Here is a 15,183-nt window from a genome sequence, read left to right on the forward strand (position 1 = left end):
GTCTCACGGCAGGGCTGGCCGCGCGACCTCGGTCTACATTCGATGGACGTTCATCGCTGGAGCTTCACGGTGTGCTCATCGTGTCTGGTCCGTTCCTCTACTTGTGCTCCCCCGCCGGGCCGTACGGCCGGTGGGTGGGGTCGTGCCCGGGGCGTAGGGCCTCGAGCACCTCCGAGATCGCGTCCTGGGACACGTTCCCGGCGACTCGCAGGGACCTGATGAAGGCCTTGCGGTCGAGTGCTGTCGCGATGCACCGCTCGTCGCGGTGCACCCAGGCTCCTCGTCCCACCGCCCGCCGACGCGGATCGGGCGAGAGCGTCGCCGTCCGCGGATCGTGGACGACCCGCAGTAGCCGGGAGTCGTGATCCCGACCACGGCAACCGACGCAGGTCCGGATGGGACCCTCGGCCTCGGCGGCGTCGGTCCGCTGGTCCTGACGACCCGGCATGCGGCCACCTCGGTCTCTCGCCGCCCCACCCGTGGGGACGGGTGGACGTGAAGTCACTGTGACAACTGATCAGTCTACAGAAGATGCCGTGTCGACACGAACGGCGCGCCCGACCGCGTGGCGCCGGGGGCCGACGGGCCTCATTCCGCGTCGCTGTGGATGTCGATCCGCCACTGGGTGAGGCGGTGGGCCAGGCGGGCGTTCTGACCTTCCTTACCGATCGCCAGGGAGAGTTGATAATCCGGCACGACGACCCTGGCGGCCCTCGCCTGCTCGTCCGCAACGGTGACCGAAATCACCTTCGCCGGTGACAGGGCGTTCCCCACGAACACCGTCGGGTCGTCGTCGTAGTCGACGATGTCGATCTTCTCGCCGTTCAGCTCCGCCATCACGGCACGGACGCGTGCGCCGTTCGGGCCGATGCACGCACCCTTGGCGTTGAGCCCGGAGATGGTGGACTCGACCGCGATCTTCGTGCGGTGCCCGGCCTCCCTGGCGATCGCCGCGATACGCACCGAGCCGTCGCCGATCTCGGGCACCTCGAGGGCGAAGAGCCCACGGACGAGATCCGGGTGCGTGCGGGACAGGGACACCGAGGCGCCGTGCGGGCCCTTGTGGACACCCACCACGTGACACTTGATGCGGTCGCCGTGCCGGTAGCTCTCGCCGGGCACCTGCTCGGCGGGAGCGATCGTGCCCTCGGTGCCGCCGTTCTCCGGTCCGATGTGGACCACCACGATCCCCCGGGCGTTGGCCCGCGAGTCCGACTGGATGACGCCGCTGACGACTTCGCCCTCCCGGGTGACGAGATCGCCGTAGATGCGATCGGTCTCCGCCTCACGCAGGCGCTGGAGGATGATCTGGCGTGCGGTCGCGGCCGCGACCCGCCCGAAGTCGGAGGGGGTGACGTCGTACTCGCCGATGCGGTTGCCGTCCTCGTCGACCTCGGCCGCCAGCACCGCGACGGTGCCGGCCTTGCGGTCCAGCGCGATGCGGGCCACGCGGTGCGCCCCGTCGGTGCGCTTGTAGGCGGTGAGAAGCGCGTTCTCCAGCGTCTGCACGAGATCGTCCAGGGGGATCTCGCGCTCCAGGGACAGCATGTTCAGCGCTGCCATGTCGATGTTCAACGGTCTTCTCCTTCTCGCGCGCCACGACCGGGGTCCCCCGGCTCCGACAGCAGGTCCAGCTCGTCCTGCGGGGCGGGCCGGAACTCGACCCGGATCACGGCGTGGGCCACCTGGTCCAACGCCACCGGCACCACCGTCTTGTCCCGGCCCGCCCCGGACACGACGCGGACCACCCCCGCGGCCTCGTCGAGGTCCCCGACCCGTCCGCGTGCGGGGCCCTTCGCGCCCTGCACGTAGGTGAGATCCACCTGACGCCCACGGGCCCGACGCCAGTGCCTCGGCTGCTCGAGGGGTGCGTCGACCCCACGGCTTGTCACCTCGAGGGTCACCGGTCGGTCGGGCCCGCCCCATCCTTCGGCGAGGGGATCGAGGTCGGTCGACAGGTCGGCCAGGTCGTCGAGCGAGACTCCGGCGTCCCCGTCCACGACGATCGTCACCCGCCAGGCGGACGAGCGGGCGTCCTCCCGGATGTCCTCGAGGTCGAGGCCGCGGTCGGATACCGCTCTGAGAATGTGGGCCCTGTCGGGCTCGGGGACGATCACTGTGCTCCTGGAGTGCGGACGGGCGAACCCGTCCGGGACGCGGACGGGCCGCATCACTGTACCGCCTCGACGCCCCCACCTCCGAGCCCTGGCAGGATGTCGGAGTGTCCCATTCCGCCCCCGTCGTCCTCTCCCGCCGTCGATTCGTGGGCGCGGCCGTCGGTGTGACCGGGTTCGCGGTCGCCGGTGGCTGCGCGCTGCCCGCGGTCGTCGACCGCCCGGACCCGTTGATCCCGTTGATCGACGCCGCCGCCCGCGACGCCCGCGAGCTGGCGGCCGCGGACGCCACCCACGGGGACCGCGTCGGTGCGTTGCGCGGGATCGCCGACGCCCGTCGGGTGCACGCCGGCGCGCTCGCGGAACTGGCCGACACCGCGGACGAGGGCGCGGCCCAGCCGGTGACACCCGCCCCGCCCCCGGTGTGCCCGCCCGTCGACGAGGTACGGTCCAGGTTGCGAGCGGACGCGGCGCTGGCCGCGGACGTCGCGGCGGAGACCGACGGGGCCCGTGCCGAGATCGCCGGTGCCGTCTCCGCGGCGTGCACCGCCGCCGCCGAGGTGGTGCTCGCATGAGCGGGGCCGTGGGACTGGCGGCGGAGGACGCCGCGGTCTACGGGTACGGCCTCGTCCTCTCCCGCGCCGACGCGAGTATCCGCGCGGCCGTCCGGCGCGAACTGGCCGCCCACCGTGCACGCCGCGACGAGGCGGAACGACTGTGGCCGGGAGCCCCGCCGGCGCCGGTGGGGTACCTCGTGGGACCGGATACCCCGTCCTCCCCCGTCCTCCTGGCCATCCGACTGGAGTCGGACTGCTGTGAAGCGTGGCGGGTGGAGCTCGGCCGCTCGGACTCACCGGAGACCCGCCGCTTCTGCGTGGACGCCCTCAGCGCGGCGGCGGTGCAGCTCGCGCGGTGGAGGACGTTGGTCCCGGGCGCCCCGTTCGAGGCGTTGCCCGGGTTCCCGCCCTCCGCCTGACGGGCCTAGCGCCCGGCGCCGATGAGCCGGATGATCTCCTCCGCGGCGCCGTCGACCGCCACCTGGGTGACATCGCCGGTGGCCCGGTGGCGGAGCTCTACCGTTCCCTCAGACCAGCCGCGACCCACCACGACTACCCAGGGGACGCCGATGAGCTCGGCGTCCTTGAACTTCACGCCCGGTGAGGCCTTGCGGTCGTCGAAGAGGACCTCGAGTCGCGCCCGGTCGAACGCCTCCACGAGGGTCGCCGCCCCGTCGATCGCTGCCTGGTCCTTGTTGGCGATCACCACGTGCACGTCGGCCGGCGCGGCCTCCGCGGGCCAGACGAGGCCCTTGTCGTCGGCGAACTGCTCGGCGAGGACGGCGACCAGGCGCGAGACGCCGATCCCGTACGAGCCCATCGTGACGCGTGCGGGCTTTCCGTTCTCCCCCAGCACGTCGAACCCGAAGGCATCGGTGTACTTGCGGCCGAGCTGGAAGATGTGGCCGATCTCGATACCGCGGGCGAGCGTGAGGGTGCCGTGACCGTCCGGTGCCGGATCGCCCTCGCGGACCTCGGCGACCTCGATCGTCCCGTCGGGCGTGAAGTCGCGCCCGCACACCAGGTCCACGACGTGGCGGCCCGGCGCGTCGGCGCCGGTGATCCATGCGGTGCCCTCGACCACCCGGGGATCGACCAGGTACCGGACCTCGTTGTCCCGGAGCGCCCGGGGGCCGATGTACCCCTTGACGAGGAAGGGGTTGGCGGCGAAGTCGGCTTCCTCCAGGATCGCGACCTCGGCGGGCTCGAGGGCGGCCTCAACCCGCTTCATGTCCACCTCACGGTCGCCGGGCAGGCCCACCGCCAGGAGCTCCCACTCCTCGCCGGGGCGGCGCACCTTGAGCATCACGTTCTTCAGCGTGTCGGCGGCGCCGACCTCTCGGCCGAGACCGGCGGTGTTCGCCCACGCGACCAGCGAGTCGATGGTCGGGGTGTCGGGTGTGTCGTGGACGGTCGCCTCGGGCAGCCCCTCCAGCGGACGTGCGGGGGGCGCGGGGGTGACGACGGCCTCGACGTTGGCCGCGTACGCTCCGTCCGTCGATCGCACGAACGTGTCCTCCCCGGCGGCCGACACCGCGAGGAACTCCTCCGACGCCGATCCGCCCATCGCGCCGGACGTGGCCGCACAGATGACGTACTCGATGCCCAGTCGGTCGAAGATCCGCTGGTACGCGTCACGATGCGCCTGGTACGAGCGCTCGAGCCCGGCGTCGTCGATATCGAAGGAGTAGGAGTCCTTCATGACGAACTCGCGGCCGCGCAGGATTCCGGCGCGGGGCCGCTCCTCGTCGCGGTACTTGGTCTGGATCTGGTACAGGGTGACCGGCAGGTCCTTGTACGACGAGTACTCGCCCTGCACCGTGAGCGTGAAGAGCTCCTCGTGGGTGGGCCCGAGCATCATGTCGTTGCCCTTGCGGTCCTTGAGGCGGAACAGGGCCGGACCGTATTCGGTCCAGCGGCCGGTGGTCTCGTACGGCTCGCGGGGCAGGAGCGCGGGCAGGCTGATCTCCTGGGCGCCGAAGGCGTCCATCTCCTCGCGGACCACCTGCTCGACCCGCCTGAGCGTGCGCAGCCCCAGCGGGAGCCAGGAGTACACACCGGGCGCGACGCGGCGGATGTAGCCGGCGCGGACGAGTAGCTTGTGGCTGAGGACCTCGGCGTCCGACGGGTCGTCGCGGAGGGTGCGGAGGAACAGGTGGGACAGGCGCGTGATCACGGTGATCCAGAGTAGCCGCCGGGGGTGCCGGACCGGCCCGACGGTAGCCTCTGCCGGGTGCGTATCCTCCTCTCGCCTTCCGAGACGAAGTCCGTCGGCGGCTCCGGTACCCCGCTCGATCTCACGGCGCTCTCGCTACCGTCTCTCGGCGACACCCGGAAGATGGTCGCCGACTCGCTGGTCTCCCTGTGCACCGGTGACCCGGAGGCTGCGCGCGCCGCTCTGGGGCTGAGCGAGCGACTCGCGGGCGAGGTCGACCTGAACGCGCAGCTGTGGTCGTCCCCCACCGCCCCGGCCTTGAGCCGGTACACGGGCGTCCTCTACGACGCGCTCGACCAGCCGTCGCTGAGCGGCGCCGCGCGATCACGGGCCGAGGCGCGCCTGTGGATCGGCTCCGCGCTCTTCGGCCTCGTCGGCGCCTCCGACCCGATTCCCCACTACCGGCTCTCCGCGGCGACGAAACTGCCCGGGCTGGGGACGCTTCGCTCGGTGTGGAAGCCGTCGCTCACCGCCGCCACCGCGGCGTGGGCCGACGACCTCGTCGTGGACCTCCGTTCGGGCGGCTACCACCAGCTCGGTCCGGTCCCGGGCGCGGTGACGGTCGACGTGGTCACGGAGTATCCGGACGGCACCCGCAAGGTGGTCTCCCATTTCTCCAAGTTCCACAAGGGGCTGCTCGCGCGGACCCTCGCGACGTCGCGGGCGGAGATGGACGACGTCGCCTCGCTGCTCCGGGTGGCACGTCGTGCCGGCCACACGGTCGAGCACGAGTCCGACTCGGTCGTCACGATGGTCACCGCCCCCTGAGCCGACGACCCCGCACGGGGCATCGCCCCCGGGCGGGCCTCCCCGGGCGGCCTCCCCGGGCGGGCCACCGTCACCCGGCGGGGATCAGCGCCAGCCCAGCTCCGGCGCGACATGGGTGAGGATCGACTCGAGCAGGTGGGCGTTGTAGTCGACGCCGAGCTGGGTCGGAACGGTCACGAGCAGGGTGTCGGCCGCGCTGATCGCCTCGTCGGCCCGGAGCTGTTCGACCAGCTCCTCGGGCTCGGCCGCGTACGAGCGGCCGAAGACCGCACGCAGGCCCGGTTCGATGTCCCCGAACTGATCTCCGCGTTGCCCGCCGCCCAGGAAGTAGCGCCGGTCGGCGTCGGAGGTGATGGCGACGATCGACCGGGATACCGAGACCCTCGGCGCGAAACCGTGGTCGTGGCGCGCCCACTCCTCCCGGAACGCCTCGATCTGCCGGCGCTGCTGGACGTGCAGCGGCTCTCCGGACTCGTCCGCCTTCAGGGTGGAGGACATGAGGTGCATCCCCGTCGAGGCGGCCCACCGGGCGGTCGCGTCGGAGGCGGCGCCCCACCAGATGCGTTCCCGCAGGCCCTCGGAGTGGGGCTCGATGCGCAGGAGCCCCGGCGGGTTGGGGAACATCGGACGCGGATTGGGTTCGGCGAACGCCGCGCCCTCGACCGCCCGGAGGAAGACCTCCGTGTGGCGGCGGGCCATGTCCACGTCCGTCTCCCCCTCCCCGGGCCGGAAACCGAAGTAGCGCCAGCCGTCGATCACCTGCTCGGGCGATCCACGGGAGACCCCGAGCTGGACGCGCCCGCCGGCGAGGAGTTCGGCAGCAGCGATGTCCTCGGCGAATCCGAGCGGATTGACGTAGCGCATATCGTGGTTACAACACTCGTCGACGTAAGCTTGGTTGCATGGTCGAACTGGTAGCGCTGAGGAAGACGAACGAGGTGGCGGCCTACGTCCGCGCCTCCATGGACCGCAAGGGCGACCGCTGGACGGTCGATACGCAACTGAGGAAGATCAGGGCACTGGCCGAGGCCAAGGACTGGACCGTGGTCGAGGTCTACGAGGACAACGCGGTGTCGGCGACGAAGAAGCGTCGAGCTGGTACCCGCTGGGCCGAGATGCTGGACGACGCCCGAGCAGGTCGGTTCTCGATGGTCGTCGCCGTGGACATGGACCGACTGCTGCGGAGCACGAAGGACCTCAACACGCTGATCGACCTCGGCCTGCGCGTCGTCACAGTGGACGGCGAGATCGATCTCTCGACAGCAGATGGAGAGTTTCGGGCGACGATGCTCGCAGCACTCGCCCGGTTCGAGGCACGGCGGAAGGCGGAGCGGCAGATCAGGTCGAACGAGCGCCGACGTGCCGAGGGCATCCCCGCGTCCACATGGAAGGCGTTCGGCTGGACGAGGGAGGGCGAAGTGATCGAGGAGGAGGCCGCCGCCGTCCGGCGGGCCTTCGACGCGTTCCTCGGCGAGCCATCGCTGTCGATCCGGCGCATCCGAGAGGACCTGAACAACGCCGGTCATCTCACCGCGCGCGGGTCCGAGTTCTCCGTCGATGCCGTGCGGTACCTGCTGGCGAACTCGCTCTACGCTGGCTTCATCCGCCACTACAAGACCGGCGAGCTGTACCCGGTGCAGGGCGAGGCGTTCCCGCCCATCGTCGGCGAGCAGACGTGGCGGGCCGCGGTGGCGAAGCTGGAGGACAACGTGCGGAGGTCGGCGAGGCAGGGCAATCAGCCGAAGTACCTCCTGTCCACGATCGGCCTCTGTGGGAAGTGCGGCGCGACGCTCGTCTCGGGGACAAATAGCCGCAAGCAGCCGACGTACCGCTGTGGCGAGCAGTTCCACCTCACCCGCCAGCGCGAGCCCGTCGATGCGATGGTCACCGAGGCGGTGCTCACGCGCCTGTCGTCCGTGGACGTGCACGACCTCGTGATGCCGCAGGAGGACGACGGGCCGGATCGCGAGGAACTGCTGACCGAGCGGAACGCCCTGGTCGAGCGTGTGAAAGAGCTGAGCCCGCTGCTGCGCGACATCCATCAGCCGGTCCTGGAGATCACCGCGGCGATCAACGACGTGAAGGCCCGCATCGATGAGATCGACACGGAGCTGCTGGACCGCTCGGTGTCGGTGGCGGCGAAGCTGCTGGCGGGCGTGGAGGAGGCGGTCGGCACCGCGGAGCGTCGTGAGGTCGTCGAGTCGAAGTGGAAGGCGTTGGACATGGACCGTCGCCGGATGCTCGTGGACGAGCTGGTGACGGTGACCATCGAGCCCATAATGCCGGGTCACGTGAAGTTCGACCCCGATCTCGTGCGGATCGAGCCGAGAAGCGACTGACTCATGACTCGACTCGTCATTGCACTGGTGAGTCGAGTCATGGGAGAATGGTTGCAGACAAGAAGATCCCACCGGGGCCGCGACTTAGAAGCGCGGGGTTCTGCTCCCGGATGAGTAGCCGGTCAAACAGCCCAATTACCGTGGCGGGGAACCGGAAGATACTCATGTCTGAGGACTTCCGATGTCTGTCGTTATCGACGTCCCCCGCGCATCCGCGCTCGACCACCCTCGCCTCGATCAGGACTCCACTCCTTCGCCGCAGGCAGACGGCCACGATCCCGTCATCGCCGCCGCCCGTGCCGCTGGCCGCCGAGCCGGTGAGCGCCTGGCACTCACTCCGCTGACCCCGCGCCAGCGCGCCGCCGTTGCCTCTGTGATGGGTGGTGGTCGCTGATGAGCGCGAACTCCGCCGCCTTCGATCACCTGACCGGCTTCCGCTGGCGTCAGGGCGACCCGTCCCTCGCCGACGCCGAGGCCCAGCTCTACGACCTCGGCGTGCTCCGCTCCGTACTGGAGGAGGCGGTCGAGATCGCCGTCGCCGACGCTCGCGCCGACGGGGTGACCTGGGCCAGGATCGGCGACGCGCTCGGCGTCACGCATCAGGCTGTCATCAAGCGCTACGGCCGGGGCGGTGGTCGCTGATGTACGCCGACGCACGCAACCTCAGCACCGCTCCCACCGACCTGACCCCGCCCGGAGGGCCTGGCCTGGCACCCGCCGAAGGCGGGCTGCCCGTCGTCGTGATGACTGCCCGTAGCCGTGCTTCGCACTCCAAGAGTTACGAGACCCTCATTCGTTCCTACGGGCGCGGCAAGGGCTTGTCGATTGCCGCGCCATGCAACAACGTGCCTGGTCAGCAGCCGGTTCCGCCCTCGCTCCGTCGCGTGGCCTCGTGGGATCATTTTGGGTCTCATTTGGGGGTCAATAGGGGGTCATTTAGGCGCCGCACTCCCTCTGAGACCCTCCGCGCCGCCCGCGGCGGGGGTGGTCGCCGTGGCTAAGCAGGAGAACAACCCGACGAGCATCGGGCTCACGCAATACCTCGATCCGTCGTACTGGGCCTAGGCTGCCGAGGACCCGAACGGGGCCGCGCTGCTCCGGCAGGGTGCCGAGGCGATCCTCGCCTACGTGGTGCAGCGGCTCGAGGCCACCGGCTGCGAGGTCGTCGAGGCCTACGGCATCGTGCACGACAAGGACGAGCGCGAGGTCTGGAGCGACACGGAGAAGGCCCTGGTGGTCGAACTGAAGCCCGAGCACCTGCACGCCGTGATCAAGTTCGCCAGCCGTGCGAAGAGTGCGCCGCTGGATCGGCTCGCGTTCGGCATCGGTGTCGAGCCTCAGTACGTCGAGAAGCCTGGCCGCGGGCGGTACGCCTTCGACAACATGCTGTCGTATCTGACGCACGTGAAGTACGCGGACAAGCACCAGTACGCGCCTTCGGAGGTTGCCACGGTGCGCGGGCCTGAGTATCTCGGGATCGACGCCCAGCGCCGCGAGACGTGGCTGAAGGGCCGCGCCCACGTGAAGAAGAAGGTCGTCGCCGAGAACTTCGAGGACATGCGGGAGCGCGTGCTCCAGGGTGAGATCACGCGGGATCAGATCATGCTCACGGACGAGCTGTTCGACATCTACTCGCGGCATCAGCGGGAGATCGACGACGCGCTGTCGGCCTACGGCCAGCGTCGCGCATACCGGGCAGCGGCGAAGCTCCGCGCCGGTGAGTTCTCGACGCACGTGGTGTTCGTCCATGGGGATGCCGGGATCGGTAAGACCCGGTTCGCCACGGACTTCATCACCGAGGCGATCAACGCGGCGAACGCGCACGGCGAACGGTGGCAGGTCTACCGGGCTGCGACGGGGAACCCGCTTGATGACTGGCGAGGCGAGGAGGTGCTGCTGCTGGACGATCTGCGGGCCTCGGCGATGGATGCGAACGACTGGCTGCTGCTGCTTGATCCGTACAACGCCTCGCCTGCGAAGGCTCGGTACAAGAACAAGGGCGAGGTGGCCCCGCGGCTCATCGTCATCACGGCGACGATCGAGCCTGTCGAGTTCTTCTACTACGCCCGCCAGAAGGGCAACGTGGACGAGGCGCTGGACCAGTTCATCCGCCGCTTGGCCTCGGTCGTGAAGGTCTATCGTGCCGACGACATCAATCGTTACCTCGTGCAGCACATCGGGAAGATCGAGCCCTACGAGTGGCACCAGTGCAGCATCCCGACCGCCGCACACACGCCCGGCATGTACGGCAACGCGTATCACCAGAACGTCGGGTCGCGGGAACTGACCTACGGTCCGGAGACCTCGGCGGAACATGACGCGGAGGGCGCGGTTGCTGAGCTGCTGGGCGGGCTCGCGGTGCGGAGCCCTGACGTGCCGCTGGCGCTGATCGGAGGTGCCGCATGAGCACCGAACGCGATGCGCTCTTCCAGGGGGTCGAGGGGGCCGGAGGCCCCTCGCAAGCAGCCGGGGAGGACATGAGCGCCAGCGAAATGTCCGACACGGCTACTGCTTGCCACTCTGGCGTACAGGTGGAGCAGCAGACCGACTCCCAGGTGAACACCGGTCGGACTGATGCGGAGGCTGTGCGGCAGAGTCACGGCGGCGCGAAGCGTCGTGGGGGCCGCGCGAAGCTCGATACCGACTTCGGAGAGGAGACGCTCATGGCGCTTCGCACTCGTGCGAAGCGGCTCGGGCTGGCTCCGAGCACGTGGGTGCGGACCGTCGTGCGCGATGCGCTCCATGCCTCTCGGAGCGAGGAGCTGGACGCCGCCGTGGCCGCGCACCTGCTCGGGGTCGAGGAGCGCGTGCAGGCGTCTGCTGATGCTCGGGAGCTGGCCGCCCAGGTGCGCCCGCTCGCGATCAACGTCAACGACCTGGACCGCCGTGCTCGCGCGGGTGAGCCGGTGGCGCTGTCGGCGGAGGTGCCCGAGCTGATCGAGCTGCTGCGCGAGGTCCGCGCGCTGCTCGGGGATCGGGCGGCCTCATGAGCACGACGCATTACAGTCCGAGCGCCAGCGCCGCCGACACCGAGCGCTACATCCATGGCAAGGAGGACGAGCGGGGCGTCGCGATCACGTGCGACGTGCCGGGAGGCCCCGGCGCGTTCTCGGCGCGCGCTCGGGCGCTCACGCAGAACACGACGCGCGAGGTCGAGGCGCTGCACTACCGCCAGTCGTTCAGCGACGAGGAGTTCGACCCGAAGAACCCCGAACACGTGCAGCGGGTGAACGATCTGGGCTACCAGCTCGCGAAGAAGATGCACCCGGATTCCGACTGCCTCATCGTCAGTCATGTGGATGGGCGGGGAAAGAAGCCGCACAACCATATTTTGGTCCTCAATCACAACAACCGCACGGGAAAGGCGCTCTCGGACTACCGCACGTTCCACGACCGCAAGGCCGGGAATCAGAAAGGCGTGCAGTCGGCGAACGACGAGCTGATGCGCGATCACGGCCTCTCGGTCGTGAAGCGTCTGGAGCACGCGCCGAAGGACTGGGAGCTGCGCCGCGAGGACTTCGCCGAGGGATCGCTCGACCGCGAGATGGGCGACCGGATGAGCGCTGCCCTGACCGATCCCCGCGCGGTGGACAAGGCCGGTCTCGAAGCGGTGATCGACGAGCAGAACCAGCAGCTCGGCGATGACGGGGAGAGGGTGCCGCGGATGCGGCTGCACAGCCCCGTCAGCAAGAAGGGCAAGCGCGCCGGGCAGGAGACCTGGACGCTCTACATCGAGGACCGCCGCGGCGAGTCCGGGCGCGCCGAGCGCCGCAAGCGCGCGAGCGCACTCTCGGCGGACTTCACCCCGGAGGGCGCGCAGGCGTTCTTCGACTACCACCAGCAGCAGAAGGAGCAGGAACATGAGCGCAGCACTCGACAGGCTGAAGCAGCAGAACGGGCCCGTGCAGTCGCCGCCGCCGCTCGGCAGTCCGGAGACGATGGAGCTGTTGACCTCGATCCTCGCCGCCGTCGAGGCGCAGAATACGAGGATCGCCACGCTGGCCGAGCAGCAGAAGAAGCTCGCGGGGTTCGTGAAGGTCATGGACGAGGAGACGACGAGGCGGCTGGAGCGGATCACGGCCCCGGCGTCGACCTCCTCGCCCTCCAGCGACGTGTCCGCGAGGATCGCGAGTATCGAGAGCAGGCAGAACGAGATCGCGAGCACGCTCGGCGAGTTCGCGCAGAGTCTCAACGGCGAGAGCTTGAACGCCGCGTCGCGGAGCTTGGTCGCGGAGGCGCAGAAGAATCGCGCGGCTACGGCCTCGGCGATTGAGGGGCTCAAGGCGCAGGCCGCGGCGAACCAGAAGCTCTTGAGCCAGGTCGGCGGCGCGGTGCAGCGGATCGAGAAGCGCACCGAGGAACGGGTCGAGAAGGCCGTCGAGCAGGTCGCCGGGGAGGCTTCGACCACGATGACCGCGAACCTCGATGCGTCGAACGAACGGGCCGAGCGGATCATCGCGGCGACGGCGAAGCTGGAAGCGCGTCAGCTCTGGTCGGCGGCCGCGGCGATGTGCCTCGCCCTCCTGCCGGTGGTCGTGGTCGTCGCCGGGCTTTGGATGGGTATCGCCGGGCTCATCACCGGCGCTCAGTGGGCGCTGGACGTGGACGGGAGCGTGTGGCTCGGCATCGGGCGGTGGCTCGCGGTCGGCGCTGGCCTTGCCGGGTCCGGCTACGGGCTCTTCGCGTCCGTCCGGTGGGCCGCCGGTCTCGTGGAGACGTGGAAGGGTCGCGGGATGCCGACGTGGCCGAGCTGGCGCAAGAGGTGACCGTGATTCCCGAGGGCAAGCGCGCGGAGCGCGTGCGGCAGCCCTGCAACTGGACGATAGGTCAGCACACACTGTATAGTTCAGTGCATGCTGACTATTGCTTCGCGCCTCGACGTCATGAACCGGCTGGGCCGGGCCATGGCGGACCCGACGCGCTCCAAGATACTGATGTCCCTGCTCGACGGCCCGAGCCACCCCGCCGTGCTCTCGCGCGAGTTGGGGCTGACGCGGTCGAACGTGTCGAACCACCTAACCTGCCTGCGCGACTGCGGGATCGTGGTCGCCGAGCCCGAGGGCCGCCAGACCCGCTACGAGATCGCCGACCCACACCTGGCCGCGGCGCTGACGGCGCTGGTGGACGTGACGCTGGCGGTGGACGAGAGCGCGCCGTGCATCGACCCGCACTGCTCGGTGCCCGGTTGCTGCGCCGCGACAGGCTCGGAGGACGCTTCGTGAGCGCGGCCTGCGGCTGCGACGAGCCGGCCGCCAGCGCCGCCGAGGAGGTGGAGGAGGAGGCCGAGCGCCCGTGGTGGCGCGACCCGGGCCTGGTGGTGCCGATCCTCTCCGGCGTCGCGTTCGGCATCGGCCTGTTGCTGGAGTGGTTGGGGCTGCACGTCGCGGCGCTGGTCGCGTTCTGGGCGGGCCTGCTGCTGGGCGCGTACACGTTCGCGCCCGGCGCGCTGCGGAACCTGTTCGTCAAGCGGAAGCTGGGGATCGCGCTGCTGATGACGATCAGCGCCGTCGGCGCGGTCATCCTCGGCTACGTCGAAGAGGCCGCCGCGCTGGCGTTCCTGTACTCGATCGCCGAGGCCCTGGAAGACAAGGCGATGGACCGCGCCCGCGGCGGCCTGCGCGCGCTACTCAAGCTCGTGCCGGAGACCGCCACCGTGCTGCGCGACGGTGCCTCGGTCGAGATCCCGGCGAAGGAGATCGCCGTCGGCGACGTGCTGCTGGTCCGCCCGGGCGAGCGGGTCGCGACCGACGGCCTGGTCCGCGTTGGCCGCTCCAGTCTGGACACGTCGGCGATCACCGGCGAGTCGATCCCGGTCGAGGTCGCGCCCGATGATGCAGTGTCGGCGGGCGCGATCAACACCGCCGGAGTCCTGGAGGTCGAGGCGACCGCGGCGGGCACCGACAACTCGCTGACCACCATTGTGGAGCTGGTCGAGCAGGCCCAGGCCGAGAAGGGCGACCGGGCCCGCATCGCCGACCGGATCGCCCGCCCGCTGGTGCCCGGCGTGATGGTCCTCGCCGTCCTTGTCGGCGTGCTCGGCTCGCTGCTCGGCGACCCCGAGACCTGGATCACCCGCGCCCTGGTCGTCCTCGTCGCCGCCAGCCCGTGCGCGCTGGCGATCGCGGTGCCCGTCACCGTGGTCTCCGCGATCGGCGCGGCGACGAAGTTCGGCGTCGTCATCAAGAGCGGTGCCGCCTTCGAGCGCCTCGGCGGCATCCGCCACCTCGCCGTCGACAAGACCGGCACCCTGACCCGCAACCGGCCCGAGGTCACCGCCGTCGTCGCCGCCGACGGGTTCGACGACGCCCAGGTGCTCGCCTGGGCAGCGGCCGTGGAGCAGCACTCGACGCACCCGCTCGCCGCCGCCATCGCCGCCGCGGGCCAAGGAGCGCCCGCCGCGCAGGACGTGACGGAGGAGGCCGGGCACGGCATTGGCGGCATGGTGGACGGCCGCCGGGTGACGGTGGGCAGCCCCCGCTGGATCGACGCGGGGCCGCTCAAGGCCCGGGTCGAGGACCTGGAGGCCGAGGGCCAGACTTGCGTGCTCGTGGCCGTCGACGGCGAACTGGCCGGGGCGATCGGCGTCCGCGACGAGCTGCGCCCCGAGGTCCCCGAGGTCGTGCGCACGCTGCGGGCCCAGGGCGTCGAGGTGAGCATGCTCACCGGCGACAACGCCCGCACCGCGCACGCGCTCGCGCAGCTCGCTGGGATCGGCGACGTGCACGCCGAGCTGCGGCCCGAGGACAAGGCCCGCATCGTCGCCCAGCTCTCTAAGGCCTCGCCGACGGCGATGATCGGCGACGGCATCAACGACGCCCCCGCCCTGGCCGGTGCGACCGTGGGCATCGCGATGGGCGCGACCGGATCCGACGCCGCGATCGAGTCCGCCGACGTCGCCTTCACCGGTCACGACCTCGGCCTGATCCCGCAGGCTCTGCGGCACGCCCGCCGAGGCCGGGCGATCATGAACCAGAACATCGTGCTGTCCCTGGCGATCATCACCGTGCTGCTGCCGCTGGCCATCACCGGCGTGCTCGGCCTGGCCGCAGTCGTCCTCGTCCACGAAGTCGCCGAGGTCGTCGTCATCGCCAACGGGCTGCGCGCCGCGCGTGCCCGCAAGAGCCAAGCGGCGGCTGCGTCGCCTGAGACGGCGTCACCGGCCGCGGTCCGCGCGGACAGAGCCTGAGAGG

General features: G+C 70.4%; 15 protein-coding genes and 2 pseudogenes. 12 read left to right on the forward strand and 5 right to left on the reverse strand.

Features of this window, described 5'->3' with window-relative positions; all coding sequences use genetic code 11:
• Positions 1–97 precede the first annotated feature (97 nt).
• From C3V38_RS14805 to rimP, 3 genes are all read right to left on the reverse strand, one after another.
• Positions 98–448 (reverse strand): YlxR family protein, encoded by a 351-nt coding sequence (locus tag C3V38_RS14805; protein ID WP_106386175.1) that lies wholly within the window; start codon positions 446–448, stop codon positions 98–100.
• 140 nt (positions 449–588) lie between these two features.
• Complete coding sequence (nusA, locus tag C3V38_RS14810; RefSeq protein WP_063973497.1) at positions 589–1,575, reverse strand: transcription termination factor NusA; 987 nt, start codon at positions 1,573–1,575, stop codon at positions 589–591.
• Positions 1,572–2,117: a ribosome maturation factor RimP gene (gene rimP, locus C3V38_RS14815; RefSeq protein WP_106386176.1), complete on the reverse strand. Its 546-nt coding sequence runs from the start codon at positions 2,115–2,117 to the stop codon at positions 1,572–1,574. Before rimP ends, nusA begins: the two co-directional genes overlap by 4 nt.
• Before the next feature lie 104 nt (positions 2,118–2,221).
• On the opposite strand from rimP, the gene C3V38_RS14820 reads away from it, so the two are divergent.
• Both C3V38_RS14820 and C3V38_RS14825 read left to right on the forward strand, forming a co-directional pair.
• Complete coding sequence (locus C3V38_RS14820) at positions 2,222–2,689, forward strand: hypothetical protein (RefSeq protein ID WP_106386177.1); 468 nt, start codon at positions 2,222–2,224, stop codon at positions 2,687–2,689.
• The gene (locus C3V38_RS14825) at positions 2,686–3,090 is read left to right on the forward strand and encodes a ferritin-like domain-containing protein (protein WP_106386178.1); all 405 of its coding nucleotides are present in this window, start codon (positions 2,686–2,688) and stop codon (positions 3,088–3,090) included. Before C3V38_RS14820 ends, C3V38_RS14825 begins: the two co-directional genes overlap by 4 nt.
• Positions 3,091–3,095: 5 nt before the next feature.
• On the opposite strand, the gene C3V38_RS14830 is transcribed toward C3V38_RS14825, so the two are convergent.
• Positions 3,096–4,847: a proline--tRNA ligase gene (locus C3V38_RS14830; protein WP_106386179.1), complete on the reverse strand. Its 1,752-nt coding sequence runs from the start codon at positions 4,845–4,847 to the stop codon at positions 3,096–3,098.
• Between the two features lie 57 nt (positions 4,848–4,904).
• Here C3V38_RS14830 and C3V38_RS14835 point away from each other — a divergent pair, with 57 nt between their 5' ends.
• Positions 4,905–5,654 (forward strand): YaaA family protein, encoded by a 750-nt coding sequence (locus tag C3V38_RS14835; RefSeq protein ID WP_106386180.1) that lies wholly within the window; start codon positions 4,905–4,907, stop codon positions 5,652–5,654.
• 84 nt (positions 5,655–5,738) lie between these two features.
• Here the strand turns inward: C3V38_RS14835 and C3V38_RS14840 are convergent.
• Positions 5,739–6,521 (reverse strand): annotated as a pseudogene (locus tag C3V38_RS14840) (LLM class flavin-dependent oxidoreductase); the annotation flags it as partial.
• Between the two features lie 35 nt (positions 6,522–6,556).
• Here C3V38_RS14840 and C3V38_RS14845 point away from each other — a divergent pair.
• The 9 genes and pseudogenes from C3V38_RS14845 to C3V38_RS14890 all read left to right on the forward strand — a co-directional run bounded on the left by C3V38_RS14845 (position 6,557) and on the right by C3V38_RS14890 (position 15,179).
• The gene (locus C3V38_RS14845) at positions 6,557–7,993 is read left to right on the forward strand and encodes a recombinase family protein (protein ID WP_068256110.1); all 1,437 of its coding nucleotides are present in this window, start codon (positions 6,557–6,559) and stop codon (positions 7,991–7,993) included.
• Between the two features lie 181 nt (positions 7,994–8,174).
• Complete coding sequence (locus C3V38_RS18375) at positions 8,175–8,387, forward strand: hypothetical protein (protein ID WP_106386181.1); 213 nt, start codon at positions 8,175–8,177, stop codon at positions 8,385–8,387.
• Positions 8,387–8,635 carry a hypothetical protein gene (locus C3V38_RS14855; protein WP_007321353.1) on the forward strand — a complete coding sequence of 83 codons (249 nt, stop codon included), beginning with the start codon at positions 8,387–8,389 and terminating at the stop codon, positions 8,633–8,635. The genes C3V38_RS18375 and C3V38_RS14855 overlap by 1 nt, the downstream gene beginning before the upstream one ends.
• Before the next feature lie 342 nt (positions 8,636–8,977).
• A pseudogene (locus C3V38_RS14865) lies at positions 8,978–10,399 on the forward strand (Rep family protein).
• Positions 10,396–10,983, forward strand: coding sequence for a hypothetical protein (locus C3V38_RS14870; protein ID WP_068256103.1), 588 nt, complete (start codon positions 10,396–10,398; stop codon positions 10,981–10,983). The pseudogene C3V38_RS14865 and the gene C3V38_RS14870 overlap by 4 nt, the downstream one beginning before the upstream one ends.
• Complete coding sequence (locus C3V38_RS14875; protein WP_106386182.1) at positions 10,980–12,266, forward strand: relaxase/mobilization nuclease domain-containing protein; 1,287 nt, start codon at positions 10,980–10,982, stop codon at positions 12,264–12,266. Before C3V38_RS14870 ends, C3V38_RS14875 begins: the two co-directional genes overlap by 4 nt.
• On the forward strand, positions 12,217–12,759 hold the full coding sequence (locus C3V38_RS14880) for a hypothetical protein (protein WP_007321357.1): 543 nt from the start codon (positions 12,217–12,219) through the stop codon (positions 12,757–12,759). The genes C3V38_RS14875 and C3V38_RS14880 overlap by 50 nt, the downstream gene beginning before the upstream one ends.
• A gap of 87 nt (positions 12,760–12,846) precedes the next feature.
• Positions 12,847–13,215: a helix-turn-helix transcriptional regulator gene (locus tag C3V38_RS14885; RefSeq protein WP_007321358.1), complete on the forward strand. Its 369-nt coding sequence runs from the start codon at positions 12,847–12,849 to the stop codon at positions 13,213–13,215.
• A complete protein-coding gene (locus C3V38_RS14890; RefSeq protein ID WP_068256101.1) occupies positions 13,212–15,179 on the forward strand; it encodes a cation-translocating P-type ATPase in 1,968 nt (655 codons plus the stop codon). The genes C3V38_RS14885 and C3V38_RS14890 overlap by 4 nt, the downstream gene beginning before the upstream one ends.
• Positions 15,180–15,183 lie beyond the last annotated feature (4 nt).

It is taken from the genome of Dietzia sp. oral taxon 368, assembly GCF_002999155.1.
In the GTDB taxonomy this organism is placed as follows: Bacteria; Actinomycetota; Actinomycetes; order Mycobacteriales; family Mycobacteriaceae; genus Dietzia; species Dietzia cinnamea.